This window comes from Labrys sp. ALF-8 (genome assembly GCF_059699065.1).
This window is the reverse complement of record NZ_AP048537.1, coordinates 2,836,133-2,860,753: the sequence shown is the minus strand read 5'-3', so window position 1 is coordinate 2,860,753 and position 24,621 is coordinate 2,836,133. Positions and strand designations below refer to the sequence as shown.

The following is a 24,621-nucleotide window of genomic DNA, read 5'->3' as shown; positions in this document are numbered from 1 at the left end:
GCGCCATATTTTGAGAGCATAGTGTCTCGCGCGGAAGGCGCGACGTCCGGCTCCCCTCGCCCCGCTTGCGGGGAGAGGATTGAGGTTAGGGGCAGAACCGCCCCCGCCAAGAATTCCGTCCCTGCATTTCACTGAAGGTGTCGTGATGTCCCTCGTTCATGAAATCGACTACGGCACGCCGCTCTCGAAGTCGGAGAAGATGGTGACCCTCACCATCGACGGCCAGGAGCTCACGGTGCCCGAGGGCACGTCCATCATGCGCGCCGCCATGGAAATGGGCACGCAGATCCCCAAGCTGTGCGCCACCGACATGGTGGATGCCTGGGGCTCCTGCCGCATGTGCCTTGTGGAGATCGAGGGCCGTGCCGGCACGCCCGCCTCCTGCACCACGCCAGTGGCCCAGGGCATCAAGGTCAAGACCCAGACCCAGCGCCTGAAGGAAATCCGCAAGGGCGTGATGGAGCTCTACATCTCCGACCACCCGCTCGACTGCCTCACCTGCGCCGCCAACGGTGACTGCGAACTGCAGGACATGGCCGGCGCGGTGGGCCTGCGCGAAGTGCGCTACGGCTATGAGGGCGACAACCATCTCGGCCTGGAGAAGGACACGTCGAACCCGTACTTCACCTTCGACACCTCCAAATGCATCGTCTGCTCGCGCTGCGTGCGTGCCTGCGAGGAGGTCCAGGGCACCTTCGCGCTGACGATCTCCGGCCGCGGCTTCGACAGCCGCGTCTCGCCGGGCATGAACGAGACCTTCTTCGATTCCGACTGCGTCTCCTGCGGCGCCTGCGTGCAGGCCTGCCCGACGGCCACGCTCACCGAGAACAAGGTGATCGAGATCGGCCAGCCCGAGCATTCGGTGGTGACGACCTGTGCCTATTGCGGCGTGGGCTGTGCCTTCAAGGCCGAGATGCGCGGCGAGGAAGTCGTGCGCATGGTGCCCTACAAGGACGGCAAGGCCAATCGCGGCCATTCCTGCGTCAAGGGCCGTTTCGCCTGGGGCTATGCCACCCACAAGGAGCGCATCCTCACCCCGATGATCAGGGCCAAGATCACCGATCCCTGGAAGGAAGTGTCCTGGGAAGAGGCGATCGGCTACGCGGCGTCGGAGTTCAAGCGCATCCAGGCCAGCCATGGCAAGGCCTCGATCGGCGGCATCACCTCCTCGCGCTGCACCAATGAAGAGACCTATCTGGTCCAGAAGCTGATCCGCGGCGGTTTCGGCAACAACAATGTCGATACCTGCGCCCGCGTCTGCCATTCGCCCACGGGCTACGGTCTCGGCCAGGCCTTCGGCACCTCGGCCGGAACGCAGGACTTCGACTCGGTCGAGGACAGCGACGTGATCATCGTCATCGGCGCCAATCCTACCGACGGACATCCGGTTTTCGGCTCGCGCATGAGGAAGCGCCTGCGCGAGGGCGCCCGCCTGATCGTCATCGATCCGCGCAAGACCGACATCGTGCGCAGTCCCCATATCGAGGCGGCGTATCACCTGCCGCTGCTGCCGGGCACCAATGTCGCGGTCATGACGGCGCTGGCGCATGTCATCGTCACCGAAGGCCTCGTCAACGAAGCCTTCGTCCGCGAGCGTTGCGACTGGGACGAATTCCAGGCCTGGGCGAGCTTCGTGGCCCAGGAACGCAATTCGCCCGAGGCGGTGCAGCAATATACCGGCGTCGACCCGGAACTGATCCGCGGCGCTGCGCGCCTCTATGCAACAGGCGGCAACGGGGCGATCTATTACGGCCTCGGCGTCACCGAGCACAGCCAGGGCTCGACCACCGTGATGGCGATCGCCAACCTCGCCATGGCCACCGGCAATCTCGGCCGGCGGGGCGTGGGCGTGAACCCGCTGCGCGGCCAGAACAACGTGCAGGGTTCCTGCGACATGGGATCGTTCCCGCATGAACTGCCGGGCTATCGCCACATCGCCGGGGACGAAGTGCGCCACATGTTCGAGGAGTTCTGGGGCGTGCACCTTGAAAAGGAGCCGGGCCTGCGCATTCCCAACATGCTTGACGCCGCCGTCGAAGGCTCGTTCCGCGGTCTCTACGTGCAGGGCGAGGACATCGTGCAGTCCGATCCCGACACCAAGCACGTCACGGCGGGTCTCGCGGCAATGGAATGCGTCGTCGTGCAGGATCTCTTCCTGAACGAGACAGCAAACTACGCCCATGTCTTCCTGCCCGGCTCCTCCTTCCTGGAGAAGGACGGCACCTTCACCAATGCCGAGCGCCGCATCCAGCGTGTTCGCAAGGTGATGAGCCCCAAGGCCCGCTACGCCGACTGGGAGGTCACCATCCTGCTCGCCGAGGCCATGGGCTTCTCGATGCCGTACGACCACCCCTCCCAGATCATGGACGAGATCGCGCGCCTCACGCCCTCCTTCGCCGGCGTCTCCTACGAGAAGCTCGAACAGGACGGCTCGGTGCAGTGGCCCTGCAACGAGAAGGCGCCCGAAGGCACGCCCATCATGCACATCGACCATTTCGTGCGCGGCAAGGGCCGCTTCATGATCACCGAGTATGTGCCGACCGACGAGCGCACCGGCTCGCGCTTCCCGCTGCTGCTGACCACCGGCCGCATCCTCTCGCAGTACAATGTCGGCGCGCAGACACGGCGCACGGAGAACGTGCTGTGGCATGAGGAGGATCTCCTCGAGATCCATCCGCACGATGCCGAGCAGCGCGGCATCCGTGAGCATGACTGGGTGCGCCTCGAAAGCCGTTCGGGTTCGACGTCGCTTCGCGCCACGATCACGGACCGGGTGGCGCCGGGCGTGGTCTACACCACCTTCCACCACCCCACGACGCAGGCCAACGTCATCACCACCGACTATTCTGACTGGGCGACCAATTGCCCCGAATACAAGGTGACGGCGGTGCAGGTCATGCCCTCCAACGGTCCTTCGCAGTGGCAGGAGGAATATGAGGCGATGGCGAGGAATTCGCGTCGCATCGCGGCGGAGTGAGGGGAATCGACGGAGGCGGGTCGGCTAGCGTTGTGGGGATCCGCAGCCTTTGCCATCGGGGCTCGGCAACATCACGAAATCCATGATGCAGAAAAACCCCTCTCCCGCCCGTTCCGTCACCCGCGTCGCCTGGCGCGATGGCGTGCTCACCCCGGGCGAGCGCGTCATTCCGGAGGAGACCGCCGTCTCCCTCGTCTATGATGGCGGCTCGCATGCCGTGATGATGGCGAGCCCCTCCGACCTCCGCGATTTCGCCTATGGCTTCTCCCTCACCGAGGGCATCATCGCCTCCACCGAGGACATCGCCGAATTCGAACGCGTCGACTACGACGAAGGCGTCGAACTGCGGATGTGGCTGAAGGGCGACCGCGGCGCCACCCTTGCCGCCCGCCGTCGCATGCTCGCCGGTCCCACCGGCTGCGGCCTCTGCGGCATCGACAGCCTCACCGAAGCGGTGCGCAAGCCGCGAACGATCGAGAGCACGCTCGCCTTTTCGCCAGCCGACATCGAGGCGGCACTGGCTTCGCTCACGCCGGCGCAGGAACTGGGCAGACTCACGAGAGCCGTCCATGCCGCCGGCTTCTGGACCAGGGCGGGCGGGCTGGTGGCGCTGCGCGAGGATGTCGGCCGGCACAATGCGCTGGACAAGCTCGCGGGAGCGCTGGCGTTCTCCGGGTATGCGGACATGCTCTTTGCCTCCTCCCCGCAGACGAGCGATGCTATTCCGGGAGCGGGCGAGACGCCCGCGCACCCGGAAGCGCTTCCCGGCATCCTCGTCCTCACAAGCCGCATCTCCGTGGAAATGGTGCAGAAATCAGCGATGATCGGCGCGCCCGTCGTCGTCGCGGTCTCTGCGCCCACCGCCCTCGCCATCCGCGTCGCCGAGGAAGCCGGCATCACGCTGATCGGCGTCGCCCGCTTCGACGGCTTCGAGATCTTCACCCATTCCCACCGCATCGTCCCGGAGAGCCTCGCTCATGTCGCATGACAATTCACACACCAAACTCGTGCGCATGGCGAACCAGATCGGCACGTTCTTCGCCTCCCAGCCGGAAGCCGGACGCGTATCGGGTATCGCCGAGCACATCAGGAAGTTCTGGGAGCCGCGCATGCGCAACCAGATCTTCGCCCATCTCGACGCCGGCGGTGAAGGTATCGACCCATTGGTGAAGCAGGCGCTGGAGAGTTTGCGGCAGAAGGCGTAGGCTGCCGGCCATTGCAGGTGTCTTGCCTGCTCCTTCCGTCATCGTTGAGCACGTCGTTTCCACGAGCAGGCGAGGCCTGCGGTCCCAGGAACATCTCATGCCGGACACCGTCGTCGACTGGGACAAGCTCGAACCCCGCACCGTCATTCCGGGCTTCCACGGACGCTTCGCCCACTCCCACACCATGACCTATGTGATGTGGCAGATCGATGCCGGCGCCGTGCTGCCGCTGCACTCCCATCCGCATGAGCAGGTGGTGCACCAGTTCGAGGGCCGGATGGAGCTGACGATCGACGGGGTCACCCATCTGGTGACGCCCGGCATGATGGCCGTCATCCCGCCCCATGCGCCGCATTCGGCCCTGGCGCTCACAGCTTGCCGGACAATGGACGTGTTCTATCCGCTGCGTGAAGACTATATGGGCACGGGCGCGCCAAGCCTGCTCCAGGCGGCGATGAAATAAGCGAAGCTCCAGGCCTCTGCGCAAGTCTGCATAAGTCTTTTTCGCGCTCCAGAAGCCGAGAATCTTTACTTCTCGCCTTGCTCACCCCCTTCCATCTTGATATGGAACCGCCCATCTAACGATCAGCGGTCTCTCATTTTTCGAGACTGGCGTTGGGTCATAGACCAGATAGACGTTTCTGCTCGGCGGGCCATGCGCCGGCCGGTGGTGCTTTTTCCAAAAACACCCCGCCTGGGTTGCTCCAGCATCCCTGCCGCCTTGCGGAACGATGATCAACTCGAACCGCCGGCGCCAGGAAAACCTATGTCCGTACAAGCAAACACTGCGATGCGTGAAGACTTTGCCGCCATGCTCGACGAGAGCTTCGGCACCTCCGACATGGCCGAAGGCTCTGTCGTCAAGGGCACCGTCGTCGCCATCGAGAAGGACCTCGCGGTCATCGACGTCGGTCTGAAGACCGAAGGCCGCGTTGCCCTCAAGGAATTCAACGGCCCGGGCCGCGACAGCGCGCTCAAGGTCGGCGATGTGGTCGAGGTCTACCTCGAGCGTATCGAAAACGCGCTGGGCGAAGCCGTCATCTCGCGTGACAAGGCCCGCCGCGAAGAGAGCTGGGTCAAGCTCGAGAAGTCGTTCGAGGCCAATGAAAAGGTCGACGGCGTCATCTTCAACCAGGTCAAGGGTGGCTTCACCGTCGATCTCGACGGCGCCGTGGCCTTCCTGCCGCGCAGCCAGGTCGACATCCGTCCGATCCGCGACGTCACCCCGCTGATGAACGTTCCGCAGCCCTTCCAGATCCTCAAGATGGATCGCCGCCGCGGCAATATCGTCGTCTCCCGCCGCACGGTCCTCGAAGAGAGCCGCGCCGAGCAGCGTCACGAGATCGTCCAGAACCTCGAAGAGGGTCAGGTGGTCGACGGCGTGGTCAAGAACATCACCGATTACGGTGCGTTCGTTGATCTCGGCGGCATCGACGGCCTCCTGCATGTCACCGACATCGCATGGCGCCGCGTGAACCATCCGACGGAGCTTCTGACCATCGGCCAGCAGGTCAAGGTCAAGATCATCAAGATCAACCACGAGACGCACCGCATCTCGCTGGGCATGAAGCAGCTCCAGGCCGATCCGTGGCTGGGCATCGACGCCAAGTACCCGCTGCAGGCCAAGTTCACCGGCCGCGTGACCAACATCACGGACTACGGCGCGTTCGTGGAACTGGAGCCGGGCATCGAAGGCCTGATCCACGTCTCCGAAATGTCGTGGACCAAGAAGAACGTCCATCCCGGCAAGATCGTCTCCACCTCGCAGGAAGTGGAAGTGCAGATCCTCGAGGTGGATCCGGTCAAGCGCCGCATCTCGCTGGGCCTCAAGCAGACCCTGTCGAATCCGTGGGAAGATTTCGCCGACAAGCATCCGAACGGTTCGGTTGTCGAAGGCGAAGTCAAGAACAAGACCGAGTTCGGCCTGTTCATCGGCCTCGACGGCGATGTGGACGGCATGGTCCATCTCTCCGACCTCGACTGGAACCGTCCGGGCGAGCAGGTCATCGACGAGTTCCGCAAGGGCGACATGGTCAAGGCCGTGGTGCTCGACGTGGACGTCGAGAAGGAGCGCATCTCGCTGGGCATCAAGCAGCTTGCTGGTGATCCCTTCGTCGATGCCGGCGAGCTGAAGAAGAACCAGGTCGTCACCTGCGAAGTCATCGACGTGAAGGAAGGCGGCATCGACGTCAAGATCACGGGCACCGACCTCACGGCCTTCATCCGCCGTGGCGATCTGGCCCGCGACCGCGCCGACCAGCGCCCCGAGCGCTTTGCCGCCGGCGAAAAGGTCGACGCCCGCGTCATCCAGTTCGACCGCAAGGCCCGCAAGGTCCAGGTCTCGATCAAGGCCCTTGAAATGGCCGAGGAGAAGGAAGCGATCGCCGCTTACGGTTCCTCGGATGCCGGCGCCTCGCTCGGCGACATCCTCGGCGCTGCGCTCCGCGCCCGCACCGAGAAGAAGTAAGCCGGAGCGCAGGCATCGTGCCTGCCTCCTGGAAATGAGACGATTGCAGGAAGGGCGCGGCCTCAGGGTTCGCGCCCTTTCTCTTTTCCCAGGTGCGCGGACGGGATGTCCGCGCACCCGGGAAAAATCCATCATCCCTCTTGCATTGCCGCAACGTTTGGTTGATCGATGGCCGCTCGATACGCCCAGAACGCCGCCATCCGGCGGGAGATTTGCGGGCATTGGGGAGACAATGATGCGTATCAATCGTTTGGCGCTCGCGGCCGGCGTGGCCCTTGCCCTGGTGAGCTCGGCAGCCTTCGCAGCTGACAAGGTGACGGTGGCCGTCACCTCGATCGTCGAGCATCCGGCGCTCAACGCTGCCCGCGATGGCGTCAAAAAGGCGCTGGAGGATGCGGGTTACAAGGAAGGCGACAACCTGACCTTCCAGTTCGAGACGGCGCAGGGCAATCCGGCCACCGCCGCACAGATCGCGCAGAAATATGTGGGCGAGAATCCGAACGTGATCGTGCCCATCGCCACGCCCTCGGCTCAGGCCGTGGTCGCGGCGACGCAGGACATTCCCGTCGTCTTCACCGCCGTGACCGACCCTGTCAGCGCCCAACTCATCAAGGACCCCGCCCATCCCGGTGGCAACGTCACCGGCGTCGCCGACATGTCGCCCGTGGCCGACCACCTCAAGCTGATCAAGCAGATCGTACCGACGGTGAAGAAGGTCGGCGTTCCCTACAATCCCGGCGAGACCAACAGCGTCGTCCTGCTGACGGCCCTGAAGAAGGCCGCGCCTGACTACGGCATCGAGATCGTAGAGGCTCCGGCCACCAAGTCGTCCGACGTGCAGGCCGCTGCGCAGAGCCTGATCGGCAAGGCCGACGTGATCTACGTGCCGACCGACAACACGATCGTTTCCGCTCTGGAGGCCGTGATCGGCGTCGGCGCCGACAACAAGCTGCCCGTCTTTTCCGGCGATACGAACAGCGTCGAGCGCGGCACGATCGCTTCCGTCGGCTTCGACTACTTCGAAGTCGGCCGCCAGACCGGCGAGGCCGTGGTGCGCGTGCTCAAGGGCGAAAAGCCCGGCGACATTCCGGTGAAGAATGCCGTCGGTACCGATCTCTTCGTCAACACCAAGGCCGCTGCCTCCATGGGCGTGACGATCCCCCAGGATCTGATCGCCAAGGCAAAGAAGGTCATTCAATAATCCTGGAGCGCGGGCGTCACAGCGACAGGCCGCGACTTCAGCGCTTCCGGGGGCGGCCTTTGCCGCCCCATAGGACCATCTCATGAGTCTCTTCTCTTTCCTGGGCGCCATCGAAATCGGGCTCGTCTATGCCCTGGTGGCGCTTGGCGTCTTTCTCTCCTTCCGGATCCTGAATTTCCCGGACCTGACAGTCGACGGCAGCTTCCCCCTGGGAGGCGCGGTGGTCGCCGCGCTCATCCTTGCAGGCGTCAATCCGCTGGTGGCGACCCTGGCCGCTATCCTGACCGGCGCAATCGCGGGCCTCGTCACGGCCTGGCTCAATGTGCGCTTCAACATCCTGCACCTGCTCGCCAGCATCCTCACCATGATCGCGCTCTACTCGATCAACCTGCGCATCATGGGCGCGCCGAACCTGCCGCTCCTCAACCAGAGCACCGTGATCGACTATTTCGCCTGGGCCTCCCCGTTGATCCAGGCCACGGGCCTGCCCTTGAAGGCAACACTCAAGGTAGCCGCGCTCGCCGTCATCGTGGCGGCGGTCTGGGTCGCGCTCACCCGCTTCCTCACTTCGGAATTCGGCCTGGCGATGCGTGCCACCGGCGCGAACGCCCGGATGGCGAGAGCGCAGGGCGTGTCGACCAATCTCCATGTCTATGTCGGCATGGCGCTCTCCAATGCCCTGATCGCGCTCGCCGGCGCCCTCTTCGCCCAGACCGCCGGCTTCGCCGATGCCAATGGCGGTACCGGCACCATCGTCAGCGGCCTCGCAGCCGTGATCCTCGGCGAGACGCTGTTCCGCACGCGCTCGATCCTGGTCATGCTGCTGTCCTGCGTGATCGGGGCCATCGTCTACCGCATCGCCATCGCGCTGGCCCTGAATTCCAGCGGCCTCGGCCTGAAGTCCTCCGACATCAACCTCGTCACGGCCGTGCTGGTGGGCCTTGCGCTGATGCTGCCGAGCGTGCGCAATCCCCTGAAGACCCTGTTCCGGCGGAGTGCATGAGATGATCGCGCTGCAAGGCATCCACGTCACCTTCGGCCGCGGCACCCCGCTCGAGAACCGGGCCTTGCGCGGACTCGACCTCGTGATCCCGGCCGGCCAGTTCGTCACGGTCATCGGCTCGAACGGCGCCGGCAAGTCCACGCTCCTCAACGTCCTCAGCGGCGATGCGAGGGCCGAGCGCGGGCGCATCGAGATCGAGGGCATCGACGTTACCGCATGGCCCGCCCCGAAGCGGGCCGGCCTGATCGCGCGCGTGTTCCAGGACCCGATGGCCGGCACCTGCGAGAACCTTTCCATCGAAGAGAACATGGCCCTCGCTTACGCGCGTGGGCGCGCGCGAGGGCTCGGCGCCTCGCTGAACGGGGAACGCCGCACTCTCTTCCGCGAGAAGCTCTCCGTCCTCGGGCTCGGGCTCGAAAACCGCCTCGGCGATTCAATGGGCCTGCTCTCCGGCGGACAGCGCCAGGCCGTCAGCCTGCTGATGGCGACGCTCACCGGCATGAAGATCCTGCTGCTCGACGAGCACACAGCGGCACTCGACCCGCGCACCGCCGATTTCGTGCTCGAACTGACGCGCAGGATCATCGAGGAACAGAAGCTCACCGCGCTCATGGTCACCCATTCGATGCGCCATGCCCTGGATTACGGCACCCGCACGGTGATGCTGCATGAGGGACAGGTCGCGTTCGACCTCGCCGAGGAGGAACGCCGCGGCCTCGATGTGCCCGATCTCCTGAAGCTGTTCAGCAAGGTGCGCGGCGAGCAGCTCGACGACGACAGTCTTCTGCTGGCCTAACGCTTCGTCATTTTCCTGTTGACGAATGCAACCTTCGGTTGCGCGAAAACCGAAAAGCCCGGCAGCAAAGAATGGGTGGCGGCTCGGGCGCGCTTGGTGCTTGTCTTTTAGCCTGCCATGGGTCAGAAATATCAAATCGGCTGGCGCGGAGGGCGCGTTCTCGAACTCACATCTGCGCGAGACACCGAGATCGATAGAAGTATAATTACAACATCTTGGTCAAAATCCAAGGTTTCCATGCCGTCACAGGAGGTATCGCTTCATGAAAACCCGCATCTCATTCTGGGTCACCTTGAGCTGTTCAGCTTTCGCAGCTCTTGTTTTGACATCGGCGACAACTCCCGCGGCCAAGGCCGAGATGATCGGCAATTGCGAGGTCACCGGGACCAAGGGCTCCGACCCGATCAAGCCAGCCATCGAGGGCCAGCTCACGGTCCAGACCTCGCTGCCGGCTCCGGCCTGGTGGAACGGCGACTCGCCGGACGCGATGAAAGACGGCTATGAATTTTGCATGGCGCAGATCATGGCCTACCGCGCCGGCCTCGACAAGGTGAAGGTGGTCAACGTCTCCTTCGATGCCCTCGTGGCCGCCCAGACCAAGGATTTCGACATCGCCCTCGCCGAAATCTCGATCACCGACAAGCGCAAGCAGGTGGTCGACTTCTCCACCCCCTATTTTGACTCCGACATCGGCGTCGCGGTCAAGAAGGGCACCAGCTACACGCCCGACACGGTCAAGGACATGCGCATCGGGGTGATGCAGGGCACCACGGGCGCGTCCTTCGTGGACAAGAACCTGCATCCCAAGGAAGTGAAGGTATTCAGTGATACCGGCGCGCTGAGCACGGCCATCATGGCCAACCAGATCGACGCAGGCCTGCATGACACGTCGATCATGCTGGGTGTCGCCACCAACTCGCACGGCATGATCGAAGTGCCGGCCCAGTACACCACTGGCGAATCGTATGGCGCACTTTATCCGAAGGGTTCGGCCAACGAGGCCGTTTTCAACAAGATGATCGACGACATGAAGAAGGACGGTACCTTCGCTGCGTTGTCGAAGAAATATCTGGCCGATGCCTGGGGTGCCGATCCGGCCAAGATCCCCTACGTGAAGCCCTGATCGTGCTGTCGCACCGGATCGCTCCCAAGCGATCCGGTGTTGTCGTTCCGGGGTATCGTTTGCTGGGGGTGCGTTCCGTGTCTCGGCAGCGGAAGTGCCATGGAATGGCGGCTTCTTCCCATTTCCTCGATTTGACCGTCGTCCCGGTTGACTTCCGTTCGCCGGACGAGGCCCAGAAGGCAAACGCGCGCGATGTCCGTGACCCCTGATCAGCCGGCAGGCAAGCCGACGCTTGGCCTGTTCGGCGGCGAGCGACGCTGGAGTGCCGGCGCTCCACCCAAGGATGCGACGAGCTGGGCGATCACCGCCCTCGTCGTCAGCGTCATCGTCATCCTGATGACGTGGAAGACACTGCGCGACATCCATGCGGCCCTTGTCTCGCTCGACGCGGGCGGGCTCGCCGTGGCAGCCATTCTGGTGCTGCTGGGCCTTGTCGTGCTGCTGCTTCTCAGACCGGCCACGACCTCCTGGCGCCAGTCCCTGGCCGCCAAGCAGGCCCTTGCGACGAACGACCTGATCGCGGCCAGAACCGCCACAGCCGTGGTGCGGGACAGTGCCTACTCGGCACTCGGCTACAGCGCGATGGTGGTGATTCTCCTGGCAGCCGCCCAATTCCTGATGGCCAACAATCTCGCCGTCAGCGGCACCTTCCTGAAGATCCCTCTCATCATCGACTCGTTCAAGCCGGTGCTGTGGGCGTTCCGGATCAACATCTACGTCGCCGTCGTCGCCCAGATCTGCGTGCTGATCTGGGGCCTGATCGTCGCCATCGCTCGTCTGATACCGGGCGAAGCCGGCCGGCCCGTGCGCCTGATGGCGATCATCTACACAGACATGTTCCGCGGTTTGCCGGCGATCATCAACATCTACCTGGTCGGCTTCGGCATCCCGCTCACCGGCCTGCCCTATCTCAGCAACCTCGCGCCGGAAACCTACGCCATCATCGCCCTGACGCTGACCTACGGCGCCTACGTGGCGGAAGTCTACCGCTCCGGCATCGAGAGCATCCATCGCAGCCAGGTCTCGGCGGCGCGCTCGCTCGGGCTCTCCTTCTTCCAGACGCTGCGCTATGTCGTGGTGCCCCAGGCGGTGCGCCGCATGATCCCACCGCTGCTGAACGACTTCATCGGCCTGCAGAAGGATACGGCCCTGATCAATGTCATCGGCTCGATCGATGCTTTCAACCAGGCCCGCATCATCGCGGCCAACAATTTCAACCTGTCGCCCGTGTCGACGGTGGCTCTGTTGTTCATCCTGATCACCATCCCCCAGGCCCGTTTCGTCGACAAGCTGCTCGAGCGCGACCAGCGCCGCATGCACGCCTGAGCCAACAGGAAGGGCAACGCCGATGGCGATGATTGAAATTCGAGACGTCAAGAAATCCTACGGCCTGGTCAAGATCCTCGACGGCCTCAGCATGAATGTCGACGAGCATCAGGTGGTCTGCCTCATCGGCCCCTCGGGATGCGGCAAGTCCACGCTGCTGCGCTGCATGAACGGGCTCGAGCAGATCCAGGGCGGCGAGATCCGCATCCATGGTGACCGCATGACGGGACCGGGGGTCGACGTCAATGCCCTCCGGCGAGACGTCGGCATCGTGTTCCAGAGCTACAACCTGTTCCCACATATGAGCGTGGTCGAGAATGTCATGCTCGCGCCCACGAAGGTGCTTGGACAGAAGCGCGAGGAAGCGGAAACGCGCGCCCTGTCGCTGCTCAAGCGCATCGGGCTGGAGCATCGCGCCACCGCCTATCCCGACCAACTCTCGGGGGGCCAGCAGCAGCGCGTCGCCATCGTCCGCGCCCTGGCGATGGGGCCGATGGTGCTGCTGCTCGACGAGATCACCTCGGCCCTCGACCCGGAGTTGGTGTCCGAAGTGCTCAACATCGTGCGCGACCTCGCCGCCGAAGGCATGACCATGCTGCTGGCCACGCACGAGATGGGCTTCGCGCGAGAGGTCGCCAGCAAGATCTGCTTCCTCTATGGCGGCAAGGTCCACGAGGAGGGTCCGCCCGCCCAGATCTTCGGGGATCCCAAGGAGGAACGCACCCGCGCCTTCCTGCAGCGCATCATCGAGGCGGGGCGGCTGTAGGAACCTTCCCGGAAGCGCAGGCATTCCGCCCGGAGGGGCTGGCCCTCCGGGTGGAAGCCTGGGCAACGCAGAACGTCGATCTCCCGGAGACCGCCGGTTTCAAGGACCAGGCGGGACGTCTGCGGCCTTGGGAAGGACACCGAAGTCCGCTCTGAGGATTTCCTCCATTGCCTCTTGCGGCAATTCCATCACGCTTGCCGTCGCGGTCCATACCAGGAGCGCCCGTACCGGCCGGCCGGGATATAGCCGGGAGAGAAGATGGCGGTAGACCGCAATCTGGCGGAGATACGCTTCGGGCACGGATGCGAGGCTCGCTGGCGGCCGGCGATTGGTCTTGAAATCCGCGATGAGGATGCCAGCCGCATCGACAGCAAGGCGGTCGATACGGCCCGAGACCGCGTAGTCGGGCGCACCATGTCGCGCAAGGCGGCCAGCCAGCGAGACTTCGGCCCGGCTGCCTGTGCCGAACAAACGCGAAAGCTCGGGGAGGCCCAGCACGGCGAGAGCCTCCTCGGCCCAGGCCGGGTGATCCTCCGGCCATTCGGGCGCGGCGCGGGACAGAAAGGCGAGGGCAGCCTCGCTTTTGCCAGCTGACGCCACCCCAGGCAGATATTGCAGCAGGGCATGGATGAGGGCGCCGCGGCGCAGGACCCTGGGGTCGGGCGGCTCGGCGGCAAGGCCAGCGAGCTCCTCGGGATGTTCGGGTTCGGACGGGCTGAGCGCGACCTCGGACGGCCTCTCCGGTGCCGCCTTTTCGAAAAGCCAGGCCGGTGCGGGAACGCTCCCGCGGCCCATCGGGGCCGACCTTTGTTCCACGGGCCGCCGAGGCGTCGGCTCGTAGACGAGGCGTTCCGCCTCGCCATCGGTTTCGACCCGTGCGCCGGCAGCGCTCAGCGCAAGGGCGATCATGTCGTACCAGTTGCCGGGGCGCCGCGCGGTGGCGCCCTCGAAACCTGCGACGACGAGGCGATCCTCCGCGCGGGTAAGCGCCACATAGAGGAGGCGGCGGTGCTCGGCTTCGTTCTCGGCACGGATCCTCGCGCGGGCCTCGCCGGCCGCCGCTGGATCAGCGACCTTGCTGGAGGACCACAGCGGGATTTCGCTGCCCGCGCCCCGGCCGGGGCTCTCGACCCAGAAGAGTTTCGGATCATGCCGGCCATCCGGCGCCGAGCAGGTATCGGCGAGGATGACGATCTTCGCCTCCAGCCCCTTGGCGCCGTGCACTGTCATCACGCGCACTTCGCCCTGCGCCACGTCCATATCGCGCTTGATCTCCGCCCTGGCCTCGGCGAGCCATGCGAGAAAGCCCTGGAGGCTGGCCGTATTGCCTCGTTCGTAATCGCCGGCGATGCGCAGGAACTCATCCAGGGCATCGGCGGCCTCGTGGCCGAAGCGTGCAAGCAGCACGCGCCGGCCACCATCACGGGCCAGGATATCGGCAAAGAAGGCAAAGGGCGTCTTGAAGGCCGCCTCGTCCAACCATCGAGAGAGGCGGTGCCGGGCATAGGCCATGCGTTCGTCGTCTTCTGCCGCCTCCGCCAGCGCCGCCCAAAGCGTACCCTTGCGCTCCGGTGCGAGACGGATGAGGTCGTCGTCGTCGAAGCCGATCAGCGGTCCCTTCAGCACGGTCGCCAGCGTCAAATCGTCGTCCGGCAGCAGGGTGAAGCGCGCCAGGGCCACGAGGTCCATTACGGCGATGTGGTCGGTGAGCACGATGCGGTCCGCGCCCGCAACGGGCACACCGGCATATTTGAGCGCCCGGATGACGGCCTCGAACAGCGCGTTGCGGCTGCGCACGAGCACCATTATGTCGCCGGCCTGGTAGCGCGCCCCGGTAGCTGCATCGCCATTGCGGATCAGGCGCCTGGCCTCGCCGGCGATCCTGCGGGCAAGCCGGACCACGGGGCTCGATACCGGCGTGTCGTCGAAGGGAGCATCCCAGGCTGCTATCTCGGGAGAGGGCAGCGGTTTCTCCACCGGCCAGACCTCGACCCGGCCGGGGTCGTGGGCTCGCACCGTTTCATGCACGGTCGGCACGTCGTCGGAGGACAGGCCCCGCCGGTTGTCGGCCTCGGCGAAGACGAGATCGACCGCCTTGAGCACATCGGGCGTCGAGCGGAAGGATTGCTTCAGTTCGATCGCCTCGAAACGCTGCGGGGTGCCGAAGGCATCGCGTGCCTCTCCGACCCTGGTGCGGAAATGCGCGCGCATACGGGCAAACTCCGCCGGGGCGGCACCCTGGAAAGAAAAGATCGACTGCTTTTCGTCACCGACCGCGAAGATGGTGCGGCGCTCGACGCGCGCGCCAGCTCCGGCGGTGAACTCATGAGCCAGCCTCTCGATGATGGCCCACTGCGCGGGACTCGTGTCCTGCGCCTCGTCCACCAGGATGTGGTCGATGCCGCGATCGAGCTTGTAGAGCACCCATTCGGCTCCGGCGCGACTGAGGAGATCGGCCGCGCGCTGCACGAGATCGTCGAAATCGAGCGCCGCACGGGCCGCCTTGCCCGCCTTGTACCGCCCCAGCAGGGCGGCAGCGACGGCCAGCAGGGCCTCTGTTCGCTCATAGGCGGCAGCCGCCTTGCGGCGCTCCAGCAGTGTCGCGATACGGGAGAGCTCTTCCTGCAACTGCTCGGCATAGCCGGGATAGTCCTTGGAAAAATCCTTGACCAGGAAGGCATTGGGCGAGCGGGCCTCGCCGGTCCCGGTCAGGAAGACGCCTCGATAGGCGGAAGCACGCTGACCCGGCGCGGCAGCGACGGCCTGTTCCAGGCGGGCGGCCAGATCCTGCACACGCTTGCTGTCATATTCCCGGAGCGACGCAGCCAGCGCCGGCCATTCGCTCACCGGGATCCCTGCCTCGTCGATGGCCGCTTCGATGGAAGCCACGCTCTCGCCGGGGTGCAGGTCGAGCAGCACCCGCAGCTGCCCCAGCGCATCCTCCCGGCCCCTGTCCTGCAGGAAAGGCCGCAACGCCTCGCGTTCGCCGGTGATCTCGGCAAGCAACCCGTCGAAGGCACCCTCGCCCGTGTCCTCGACCAGCCGCGCCATGGCCCGGCCGAGCGCAGCGTCCGGCTCGGCATTGGCCTCCTCGATCAGGCTGGAGCGAGCGGCGTCCAGCAATTCCCGGCCTGCCCGGTCGTCCAGCACCGAGAATTGCGCCGGCACATTGGCTTCGAACGGAAAGAGATGAAGTACGCGTTCGCAGAAGGCATGGATGGTCAGGATCTTGAGGCCGCCCGGCGTCTCGATGGCCGAGGCGAAGAGCTGGCGCGCGCGCCTGAGTCCGGCCTCCTCGGGCCGGACGCCGCTGATGTCGGCAACGGCCTTCGCAAGCTTGCCGTCCTCCATCACGGCCCACTGGCCGAGAAGCGCGAAGATGCGGTTCTGCATGTTCGCGGCCGCAGCCTTGGTGAAGGTGAGGCAAAGAATGGCCGAGGGATCCACGCCCGCCAGGAGCAGGCGGATGACACGGCGCGTCAGCACCGTCGTCTTGCCCGAGCCGGCATTGGCCGAAACCCAGGCCGACAGCGTGGGATCGGAGGCAAGCCTCTGGTTTCGCACGGTATCCCCGGAGGGCTGGCGCAACGTCGTCATGACGCGGCCTCCGATATCGGCCAAGCGGGCAAGGCTCCTGCACCGGGCTTCATTCGTCGCCCTCCGCGCCGCTTACGGACCACTCGCGGACCCGCGCAAGATGATCATAGTCGCCATAGCGCCGCCCCTTGAACATCGGATGCAGCAGCGAGGCATAGGGCGTCTTCTCATCCTCGAAGCGATCGATCAGCACCTTGAGCCGGGCAAGGCTTTCCAGGGCGACTTCGAGGGCGGTTACATCCTTGAACTCGAGCGGCTTTTCACTCGGCCCCTTCCCGCCAGCGGCCAGATGGACGATCGAGGGATTGCCGAGCACATCGGGAGCCGGAATGCCGGAAAAGCCGGCTTCCATCAGGATCGCCATCTCGAGGGCAAGCTGGGGATTGAGACCGCTCTGGACCTGCCGCGCCGTCGGGGCCTGGCCGGTCTTGAAGTCGAGCACGCTCACCGTGCCGTCGAGAGTGGTCTCGATACGGTCGGCGCGGGCGGAAAGCGTGAAGGCACGATCGGCCGAAGTCTGCCAGGTCAGCCTGCCCGGCACCTCGCTGCGCACCTCGGCAAGGCGCGGGCGCCGCCCGCGCTCCCATTGCACCAGGAAGGCAGCGATGGCGGCAAAGCGCGGTCGCCAGAAGGCCAGCACCTCGGGAAAACCCGAGAGGCCGGCGAACAGCTCCTCGCCGATGGCTTCGAACTGCTCCAGTGCGTCGGCGGGTACGCCACGGGCGCATAGAGCGGCAAAGCGTTCCAGTGCCGCATGGATGAGCGTGCCGCGGTCGGCCGCGCCGGGCGGCGTGGCGATCTCGTCGAGCGGCTCGAGCCTGAGGATGTGGCGTGCATAGATCGTGTAGGGATCGCGGACGAGGTGCTCGATCTGCGTCACCGAGAGCCGCGTCGGCCGCAGGGCGAGCAGAGGGGCGGGCCTCGGTGCCTTTGGTTCGGGGGGCAGCGCATCGGCATGGTCGATGAGGCGCGCAAGGCCGCAGTAGCGTCCGCCACGCTGGCGCATGGCGTCTAAAGCCGGTCCCAGAAAGGCGCCGAGCCGCTGTAGCCAGCGCGAAGGCACGGTGGGCGAGCCGCCACGTTTGAGCGCCCGCGTCACGACGACGTCGCGATAACCCAGCGCCTGTTCGAAGTCGTGGGCGGCCAGCCCTATGCGCTTGTCCGGCGAGGACAGCCCGATCGCCGCGCGCATGGGCCGATTGAGCCAGGGATCGGACTTCACCTCCGGCGGCCAGACGCCTTCGTCGAGACCGGCCAGCACCAGCCGGCCGACCGGCAGCAGGCGAGCTTCAAGCAGGCCGTAAATGGCGATGCGCGGGTGCTTGGGCTCGCCGCCCCGGACCGAGCGCCCGGCCATCAGGGCGGCGAACAGGCCTGGATACTCGAAGGGCGGCAAGGAAAGTTCCTCGCGATCGACGGTATCGAGGTCCGCGAAATAGGAATGCAGGGCTTCGCCCGCCTCTTCCCGATAGAGAAGTGGTTCCTCGCCGTCAGCCGTCATGGCCAACGCGTCCACCGCCTGGCGATGAGCAGCGAAGAAGTCAGCCGCAGGCAGGGCCTCCTTCTGGCGCAGCAGGGCGGCGAAGGGTTCGAGCCTGGCAGCGAGAGCTTCCACCAGCACCTCGGCCCCTGCCCAATCCGCCTCCCCCAATGCCCGCCGGGCGGATGGGCAATGAGGATCGGCAAGGCTCTCCCTGCCCAGCGCCAGGGCCTGCGCCAGTCCGGAGGGGCCTGCGGCGGGCCTCGGCCCGCGCAAGGCCCCGATCTCCAGAGCGGCGGTTGCCTGGCGCACGGCGGCGCGCGGCAAGCCGAGATGGGCGAAAGGATGCTTGAGCAGCGAAAGGAGCGGGATGGGGTCGAAATCGCGAAGGGCTGCATCGAGCACGAGCCGGCTGAAAAGGCCGGGAGGCGACTCTCCCAGAGGCTGGCCGGCGCTGTCGTCGGCCTCGATGTTCCAGCGCCCGAGTTCAGCGACCACGCGCCGGGCAAGCTGGCGGTTGGGCGTGACGAGCACGGCCGTCCGCCCCTCTTCCAGCAAGGCCTCGCGAAGGGCGAGGGCGGCGGCGAGCGCCTCCTCTCCCTCATGCGCAGCCTCGACGAGGGCGACGCCATCAAAGGCCTGCTCTACTTGCGCTGTGTCGGCGGGGCGGCGCCCCACCCAGAGATCCGTCGTTTCCGCCGGTCGCAACGCCTCGGATACCAGTGCCGCGCGCAGCGACAGCGATACCGGCGGTTCGGCCACTAGGCGCACGCCGGAACGCTCAACCCCGATGGCGGCGAGGAGCGCACACAGGCCGGCCTGGGGATGGCTCGGCGCACCCTCCCCCTTGTTGATGGCGGCCCAGCCCGCGGGATCGAGGTCGAGGTCGAGCCCCGGCAGGACAACTGCGCCCTGCGGATGGGCGGCCACCGCCCTGATCAGGTCGCGTGTGGCGGGGATCGATCCGGTGGAGCCCGCGACGACGACGGGCCCGGATGCGGAATCGGCGGCGAGCCTTGCCGCCTGCGCCTCCAGGCGGGCATTGCGCAGCAGGACGGCATCGCCGCGCCCGATTTCCCTCAGATACCCGGGCCATGCTTCGGTTGCGATCGCCAGGAAGCGCTGGGTGATGTCCCAGTACCGATCGTAGAGCCCCGCATGGCTCTCACCCAGATGGGCAATCGCCTGCGGCGGCACGCGATCGATCTGCAGCCCGTCGAGAAATCGGCCGAGTTCGGCTGCCAACCCCGCGGCATCGCCGGGCGAGGAGGGGATCAGCAGGGGCTCGCCCGGTTCTTCGCCAGGGATCGGCAGCAGAGCCTGCTTGAGCGCCGTGCTCCATTGCAGGATCAGGCGCGTCAGCACGATCTGCCGGGAAAGGGCGCCAACGGGTTCCGGAAGTCCGGAAGAAACGTCATCGGCAAAGGCCGCCTCGTCGTCATCGATCTCGCCGAGAGCCATCAGGCGCGGCAATAAGGCGGCGTCGGTGCCCAGGCGATCGAGGAATATGCCGCGCAGGGCACGGATGGCGCGCCGGGTCGGAAGATAGATGGTGGCGCCCGATAGCGCCAGCGGATCATGCCGCGGAGCAAAGCCGGGCACGAGCCGCCCGTCCAGCAGGGCATCGACCAGCGTCTCCAGGAAGGGCGAGCCGGGTGCGATGGTGAGGAGATTCGGGCGATGCGCCATGCTGGGAGATAAACAGGCGCCTCACAAGGATTGCAAGCCCGGGAAAAGGACACTCCTTCGATATCCGGGCTATGTCGAACCAGCCGCCCTTGGGAATGACAGCTTCGCCGGAGGAGCGCAGACGGCAGAGACATCCCTGGGACCGCAGGCGTCTCGCCTGCCTCTCTCTTTTCTCGTAGCCTTGTTTCCAAGAGCAGGCGAAACGCCTGCGATCCCGGGAGCACCCCCAACGTCCGAGCCCTATCCTTGGAGCCTCCGCTTCAAGAGCGGACCGGGACGTCCTTTCCACCCGTCTCCCATCCGAAAACACTGCGCCCGCCATATGAGTGCGAGGCGCGCCGCTCCCGTGCGAACACCTGCTCCACCGTGGGGCCTGCGGCCCGGCTCTCCATCAGGCGGGCCTGATCGTCGAGGCGCCTGAGTGCGCCCAGTTCCTCCTCCCGGCCGAGCCGGGCCTTCTGCACGGCCGACTTCATCACCCGGATGGTCTCGTCATAGACCTTGATGGGCACGGGGAAGGGATGCCTGTCCTTGCCGCCGTGAGCGATGGAGAAACGGGCAGGATCGCTGAACCGGCAGGGCGCGCCGTGGACCACTTCCGCCACCATGGCGAGCGCTTCCACCGTGCGGGCACCAACCCCGGGAACTTCGAGGAGTTCAACGAAATCGGCGGGGCCGCGATCGGCGGCCGCCGCGAGGCTGCCTTGCAGCCGGCGCACCAGGATGTCGCTCTCGCGCACGTCGTGGCGGGCTGGCATGACGAGATGCGGGAGGCTGAGCTGCGCGGTCTCGGGCGGAGGCGGAGCGGGCCGGGCGCGCGCCACGATGGCGGCCGCCTCCCTCGCGAGCCCGTCCGGGCCAAGAGCGTCGAGAAGGTCCACCTGCGCCCGCCGCGAGCGCGCGGCGCGCCTGTCGGTCAGGTTCACGATCTCGCCGCGTCCCTCTCCCTCGATACCCGCATGCGGAGCATCCACGAAACTCTTCAGCCCCTCCGAGAGCCAGTGGTAGCGTCGGGCCTGGCCGCCGTCGCCGTTCATGCCCTGCTGTACCACCACCCATTTGCCGTCGTCGGCGACGATGAAGCCGTGCAGGTAGAGTTCGAAGCCGTCCTGCACCGCGGCGCTGTCGACCTTCGCCACGAGACGGCTGACCTTCGCCATCGCCTGCCCGTCGAAGCCGACCCTTTCACCGATGGCGAGGAGTTCATCGGGCGTGCGGCGCGAATGCTTGCCGCGCCCACCGCAGACATGAAGGCCCAGCTCTTTCTCGAGCGGCTTGAGCCCGCGTTTCAGGGCACCGAGTACGCTGGTCGTGATGCCGGAGGAATGCCAGTCCATCCCCATCACGGCGCCGAAGGACTGGAACCAGAAGGGATGCGAGAGGCGGGAGAGCAACTCGTCGCGCCCGTAGTGATGGACGATGGCCTGGCTGATGACCGCGCCAAGCCGCGTCATGCGCTCGCCCAGCCAGGGCGGCACCCTGCCACCATGCAGTGGAAGGTCGGCGCTGCCTGAGCGTTGTCCCAAATGCGTGCGGTCCCCGGCGATATTGTTCCCTTATTGTTCTAGTATGAATTGCCGAAGAAGAAAAGGTCGCGCTGGATTCGGGCCCGCGGTCGGAGACCGCCGCTCGAATCTCACCGCCCCTTCCACACCGGCTCGCGCTTTTCCACGAAGGCCTTCGCACCCTCGCGAGAATCCTCGGAGAGCTGCATGGCGCGATGGGCCGGGACCTTGCCGGCGGCGACATGTTCATAGGCCTCGCGCACGCCCATCCCCTCGGTGGCCGAGAGGATGGCCTTGACGGCGGCGATGGAGAGCGGGGCGTTGGCGGCAATGGTATCGGCAAGCTGGCGCGCGGTCGCCATCAGGCGGCCGATCGGCACGACCGCATTCGCAAGCCCCCAGCCATGCGCCTCCCGCGCCGTGAAGCGCCGGCCGGTGAGCAGCAATTCAGTCGCTATGGCAAGGGGTATGCGGCGCGGCAGGCGCTGTATGCCGCCGGCGTCGGCGACCAGGCCGACCGTGACCTCCGACAGCGCGAATTCGGCATGGTCGGCAACCACCATGAGATCGGCCGCCAGTGCCAGCTCGCAGCCCCCGGCGATGGCAACGCCGTTGACGGCCGCGATTACGGGCTTGGTGAGATCCCAGAACGCGGTGAGGCCGGCAAAACCGCCGGGACCGAAATCCGTATCGGGCTCCTCGTCGCCGGCTGCGGCGGCCTTGAGATCCCAGCCCGCGGAGAAGATGCGCTCCCCCGCGCCGGTAAGGATGGCGACACGCAAGGCAGGATCATCCTGCAGGGTGCGGAAGGCGGCATGGAGGGCCTTCGAGGTCGCCAGGTTGATGGCGTTGGCCTTGGGGCGGTCCAGCGTAATTTCGAGCACCGCGCCGCGGCGTTCCAGTCTGACGGCTTCGGTCATGTTTCCCCCTGGGATCGCAGGCGTACCTGCTTCCTCATCGAAAAGCGCAACATTTCCGGGAAAGCAGACAAGGATGCCCGCGATCCCAAGAGCAAAGCGCGTTTAGGTAGAAACGCCGCTTTTCTCCAGCTCTCTGTTTCTCGACGCGTCTTTGCGTTCTGCCGATTCCGTCAAAACACAAAACCCTCTAGGATCAGTCGATCATTCTTATCAGTGCGTCTGCCGCGATCGCACCCCGTCCTTCCGGAAGCACGAAGAGCGGGTTGACGTCCAGCTCCACCAGCTTGTCGGCGTGGCGTTCCGCAAAGTCGGCAATGGCGAGAACGGCCTTGACGGCGCCGCGAATATCGCCGCGCGGCTTGCCGCGGAACCCCTCCAGCAGGCGGGCGACGCGCAGGCTCATCAGCTTCTCGCGGATTTCGTCCGGCGAGGCCGGCAGCAGCATCACCGCGGCATCCTGCAGCACTTCCACCAGCACGCCACCGGCCCCCACCGTGAGCGTCGGGCCGAACTGCGGATCGCGCACCACGCCGACGATGAGTTCGGCGACGGCGCCCTCCACCATGCGCTCGACCAGGAAGCGGTCACCCAGGTGGGACATCGAGGCTACGGCATCTGTCACGTCGGCCCGCGAGCGCAGGCCGAGCTTGACGCCACCCACGTCCGACTTATGGGCAATCTTGTCGCTGTGGATCTTGATCGCCACGGGAAAGCCGAGCGCCGCCGCGGTCGAGGCAGCTTCCACCGTGCCGGCGATGCGGCTCGGCGGCAGTTCCAGGCCATGCCGGCTCAGAAGATGCTTGGACTCGTATTCGCTGAGCAGCCGTGCCTTGCGGACATCGATGCGGTTGACACGCTTGAGCGGCACGAGCTTGTCCTGGTGCGTACGGGCCGCCGTGAAGTTGGCGCCATGCACGATGGCCGTCAGGGCATCACCCATGCCCTGCATCGGCAGCACGCCATCGGCCAGCAGCGCCTTGGCGTCGTCCTCATGCATGTTCTCCGGCAGGGAGGAGACCACGGCGGCCCGGGCGCCGGAGGCCTTCACGGCCTTGGTGATAGCGGCGCGCGCAGCCGCGAAGCCGCCATCCGGCACCAGGCCGCGGTCGGTGCGCGGCTGGTCGAGCACCAGCATGTTCAGATCGAACCCCGAGCCCAGCATCTCGCTGAAGACCGCCGTGTTGGCCGGCTCGTCGCCCCAGATATAGGTGTGGTAGTCGAGCGGATTGGCCACATGCACCTTTTCGGTGAGCAGTTCCTGCATGCGGGCGGCGTTCTCCTCGGGGATGGGCGCGAATTCGAGGCCGCGGTCGGCCGCGAGGTCGGCGATCAGCGCCGCCTCACCGCCCGAGCAGCTCATCGAGGAGATGCGCCGCCCCGGCAGGCCGCCGAACAGATGCATCAGCTTCAGCGTCTCGACGAAGGAGGGCACGTCGACGACACGCGAGATCCCGTAGCGGGCAAAGAGCGCATCATAGAGGGCGTCGGCACCGGCCAGGGACGATGTGTGGCTCATCGCCATCTCGGCGCCCAGCTTGGAACGCCCTGTCTTCAGCACCACCAGCGGCACGCCCTTCTCCAGCGCCTTGATGGCCGCGGCGGAGAAGAGGGCGACATCGTCGATGGATTCGATATGGATGCCGATGGCAGTGACGCGGTCATCCGCCAGCAGCGCTTCGATATAGTCGCCATGGTCGCCGATCGCCTTGTTGCCGACGGCGATCACATAGGCGATCGGCAGACCGCGCCGCTGCATGGTGATATTGAGGGCGATGTTGCCGGACTGCGTGATGATGGCGACGCCCCGCTCCACGCGTTCGGCGCCATGGGTGTCCGGCCACAGCACGCAGCCGTCGAGCAGGTTCAGCACGCCGTAGCAGTTCGGCCCGACGATCGGCATGCCCTTGGCACCCTCGACAAGGCGCTGCTGCAGGGCCACCCCATCCTCGCTTTCCTCCGCAAAGCCCGAAGCGTAGCAGACGGCCGCACCGGCGCCGCGTTCGGCGAGGGCCGCAACGATCTCGACAGTGGGTTCGCGCGGCGTCGCGACGAACACGGCATCCGGAGCCTCCGGCAGGTCGGCCACGCTCTTATAGGCCTTGTGGCCGGCAATCTCCGTCTTCTCGGGGTGGATGGGCCAGATCGGGCCGGCATAGCCGATGCGATCGCATTCGCGGATGATGACGGAGGCAAGGCGCCCGCCGGCCACGGCAATATGACGGGGCTTCAGGAGGCGGCGGAGGCCATCGACGACGGACATTAACAGGACCTATGGGCAGGAAAGCGGGCGGGGGATCGCCAACGCTAGGGGCAGGGTTCTTGCTACAAGGTTGACGAGTGTGGGCTTTTCGTCAATTGCCGCATGCAGAGGGGCTTTTTTTGCGAGTTCATGAAGCTGCGATGGACCGGCAACGCTCTCTTCGGTCCTGCCCGCCTCGACGATTTTCTCGCCCCTCAATCGCGCCGCATCGTGGTGGGTGCCTATGAGCTTCGTCACGAAATCATGAGCGACACGAGCTTTGGCCCGCGCATCTGGCATGCACGCAAAGATCGTTGAACATCAGAA

The 24,621-nt window shown here is 65.8% G+C and carries 17 protein-coding genes; 12 read left to right on the top strand and 5 right to left on the bottom strand.

Going from position 1 to position 24,621, the window contains the following annotated elements; genetic code table 11:
• Positions 1-145: 145 nt before the first annotated feature.
• The 11 genes from fdhF (at position 146) to AC6H34_RS13085 (ending at position 12,864) form a co-directional block, all read left to right on the top strand.
• On the top strand, positions 146-2,977 hold the full coding sequence (fdhF, locus tag AC6H34_RS13135) for a formate dehydrogenase subunit alpha (protein WP_448149541.1): 2,832 nt from the start codon (positions 146-148) through the stop codon (positions 2,975-2,977).
• An 85-nt stretch (positions 2,978-3,062) separates the two neighbouring features.
• A complete protein-coding gene (locus AC6H34_RS13130; protein ID WP_497539887.1) occupies positions 3,063-3,965 on the top strand; it encodes a formate dehydrogenase accessory sulfurtransferase FdhD in 903 nt (300 codons plus the stop codon).
• Positions 3,955-4,182 carry a formate dehydrogenase subunit delta gene (locus AC6H34_RS13125; protein ID WP_448149542.1) on the top strand — a complete coding sequence of 76 codons (228 nt, stop codon included), beginning with the start codon at positions 3,955-3,957 and terminating at the stop codon, positions 4,180-4,182. The genes AC6H34_RS13130 and AC6H34_RS13125 overlap by 11 nt, the downstream gene beginning before the upstream one ends.
• 97 nt (positions 4,183-4,279) lie before the next feature.
• The gene (locus tag AC6H34_RS13120; protein WP_448149543.1) at positions 4,280-4,645 is read left to right on the top strand and encodes a cupin domain-containing protein; all 366 of its coding nucleotides are present in this window, start codon (positions 4,280-4,282) and stop codon (positions 4,643-4,645) included.
• A 303-nt stretch (positions 4,646-4,948) separates the two neighbouring features.
• The gene (rpsA, locus tag AC6H34_RS13115; RefSeq protein WP_448149544.1) at positions 4,949-6,649 is read left to right on the top strand and encodes a 30S ribosomal protein S1; all 1,701 of its coding nucleotides are present in this window, start codon (positions 4,949-4,951) and stop codon (positions 6,647-6,649) included.
• A 235-nt stretch (positions 6,650-6,884) separates the two neighbouring features.
• Positions 6,885-7,850: an ABC transporter substrate-binding protein gene (locus tag AC6H34_RS13110; protein WP_448149545.1), complete on the top strand. Its 966-nt coding sequence runs from the start codon at positions 6,885-6,887 to the stop codon at positions 7,848-7,850.
• Positions 7,851-7,932: 82 nt separating this feature from the next.
• The gene (locus AC6H34_RS13105; RefSeq protein WP_497539084.1) at positions 7,933-8,853 is read left to right on the top strand and encodes an ABC transporter permease; all 921 of its coding nucleotides are present in this window, start codon (positions 7,933-7,935) and stop codon (positions 8,851-8,853) included.
• Position 8,854: 1 nt separating this feature from the next.
• A complete protein-coding gene (locus AC6H34_RS13100) occupies positions 8,855-9,649 on the top strand; it encodes an ABC transporter ATP-binding protein (RefSeq protein ID WP_448149547.1) in 795 nt (264 codons plus the stop codon).
• Between the two features lie 262 nt (positions 9,650-9,911).
• Positions 9,912-10,772 (top strand): ABC transporter substrate-binding protein, encoded by an 861-nt coding sequence (locus AC6H34_RS13095; RefSeq protein WP_448149548.1) that lies wholly within the window; start codon positions 9,912-9,914, stop codon positions 10,770-10,772.
• A 192-nt stretch (positions 10,773-10,964) separates the two neighbouring features.
• The gene (locus AC6H34_RS13090) at positions 10,965-12,098 is read left to right on the top strand and encodes an amino acid ABC transporter permease (protein ID WP_448149549.1); all 1,134 of its coding nucleotides are present in this window, start codon (positions 10,965-10,967) and stop codon (positions 12,096-12,098) included.
• 22 nt (positions 12,099-12,120) lie between these two features.
• Positions 12,121-12,864 carry an amino acid ABC transporter ATP-binding protein gene (locus AC6H34_RS13085; RefSeq protein ID WP_448149550.1) on the top strand — a complete coding sequence of 248 codons (744 nt, stop codon included), beginning with the start codon at positions 12,121-12,123 and terminating at the stop codon, positions 12,862-12,864.
• A 99-nt stretch (positions 12,865-12,963) separates the two neighbouring features.
• Here the strand turns inward: AC6H34_RS13085 and addA are convergent, their stop codons facing one another.
• From addA to AC6H34_RS13060, 5 genes are all read right to left on the bottom strand, one after another.
• Positions 12,964-16,485, bottom strand: a complete 3,522-nt coding sequence (addA, locus tag AC6H34_RS13080) for a double-strand break repair helicase AddA (RefSeq protein ID WP_497539083.1) — start codon at positions 16,483-16,485, stop codon at positions 12,964-12,966.
• 25 nt (positions 16,486-16,510) lie between these two features.
• Positions 16,511-19,630, bottom strand: coding sequence for a double-strand break repair protein AddB (gene addB, locus AC6H34_RS13075; protein WP_497539082.1), 3,120 nt, complete (start codon positions 19,628-19,630; stop codon positions 16,511-16,513).
• 260 nt (positions 19,631-19,890) lie between these two features.
• Complete coding sequence (locus AC6H34_RS13070; RefSeq protein WP_497539081.1) at positions 19,891-21,156, bottom strand: DUF763 domain-containing protein; 1,266 nt, start codon at positions 21,154-21,156, stop codon at positions 19,891-19,893.
• Between the two features lie 110 nt (positions 21,157-21,266).
• On the bottom strand, positions 21,267-22,055 hold the full coding sequence (locus AC6H34_RS13065) for an enoyl-CoA hydratase-related protein (protein WP_448149554.1): 789 nt from the start codon (positions 22,053-22,055) through the stop codon (positions 21,267-21,269).
• Between the two features lie 193 nt (positions 22,056-22,248).
• Positions 22,249-24,315, bottom strand: a complete 2,067-nt coding sequence (locus AC6H34_RS13060) for an acetate--CoA ligase family protein (RefSeq protein ID WP_448149555.1) — start codon at positions 24,313-24,315, stop codon at positions 22,249-22,251.
• 129 nt (positions 24,316-24,444) lie between these two features.
• On the opposite strand from AC6H34_RS13060, the gene AC6H34_RS13055 reads away from it, so the two are divergent.
• The gene (locus tag AC6H34_RS13055; protein ID WP_497539080.1) at positions 24,445-24,612 is read left to right on the top strand and encodes a hypothetical protein; all 168 of its coding nucleotides are present in this window, start codon (positions 24,445-24,447) and stop codon (positions 24,610-24,612) included.
• The last annotated feature ends 9 nt before the right edge of the window (positions 24,613-24,621 follow it).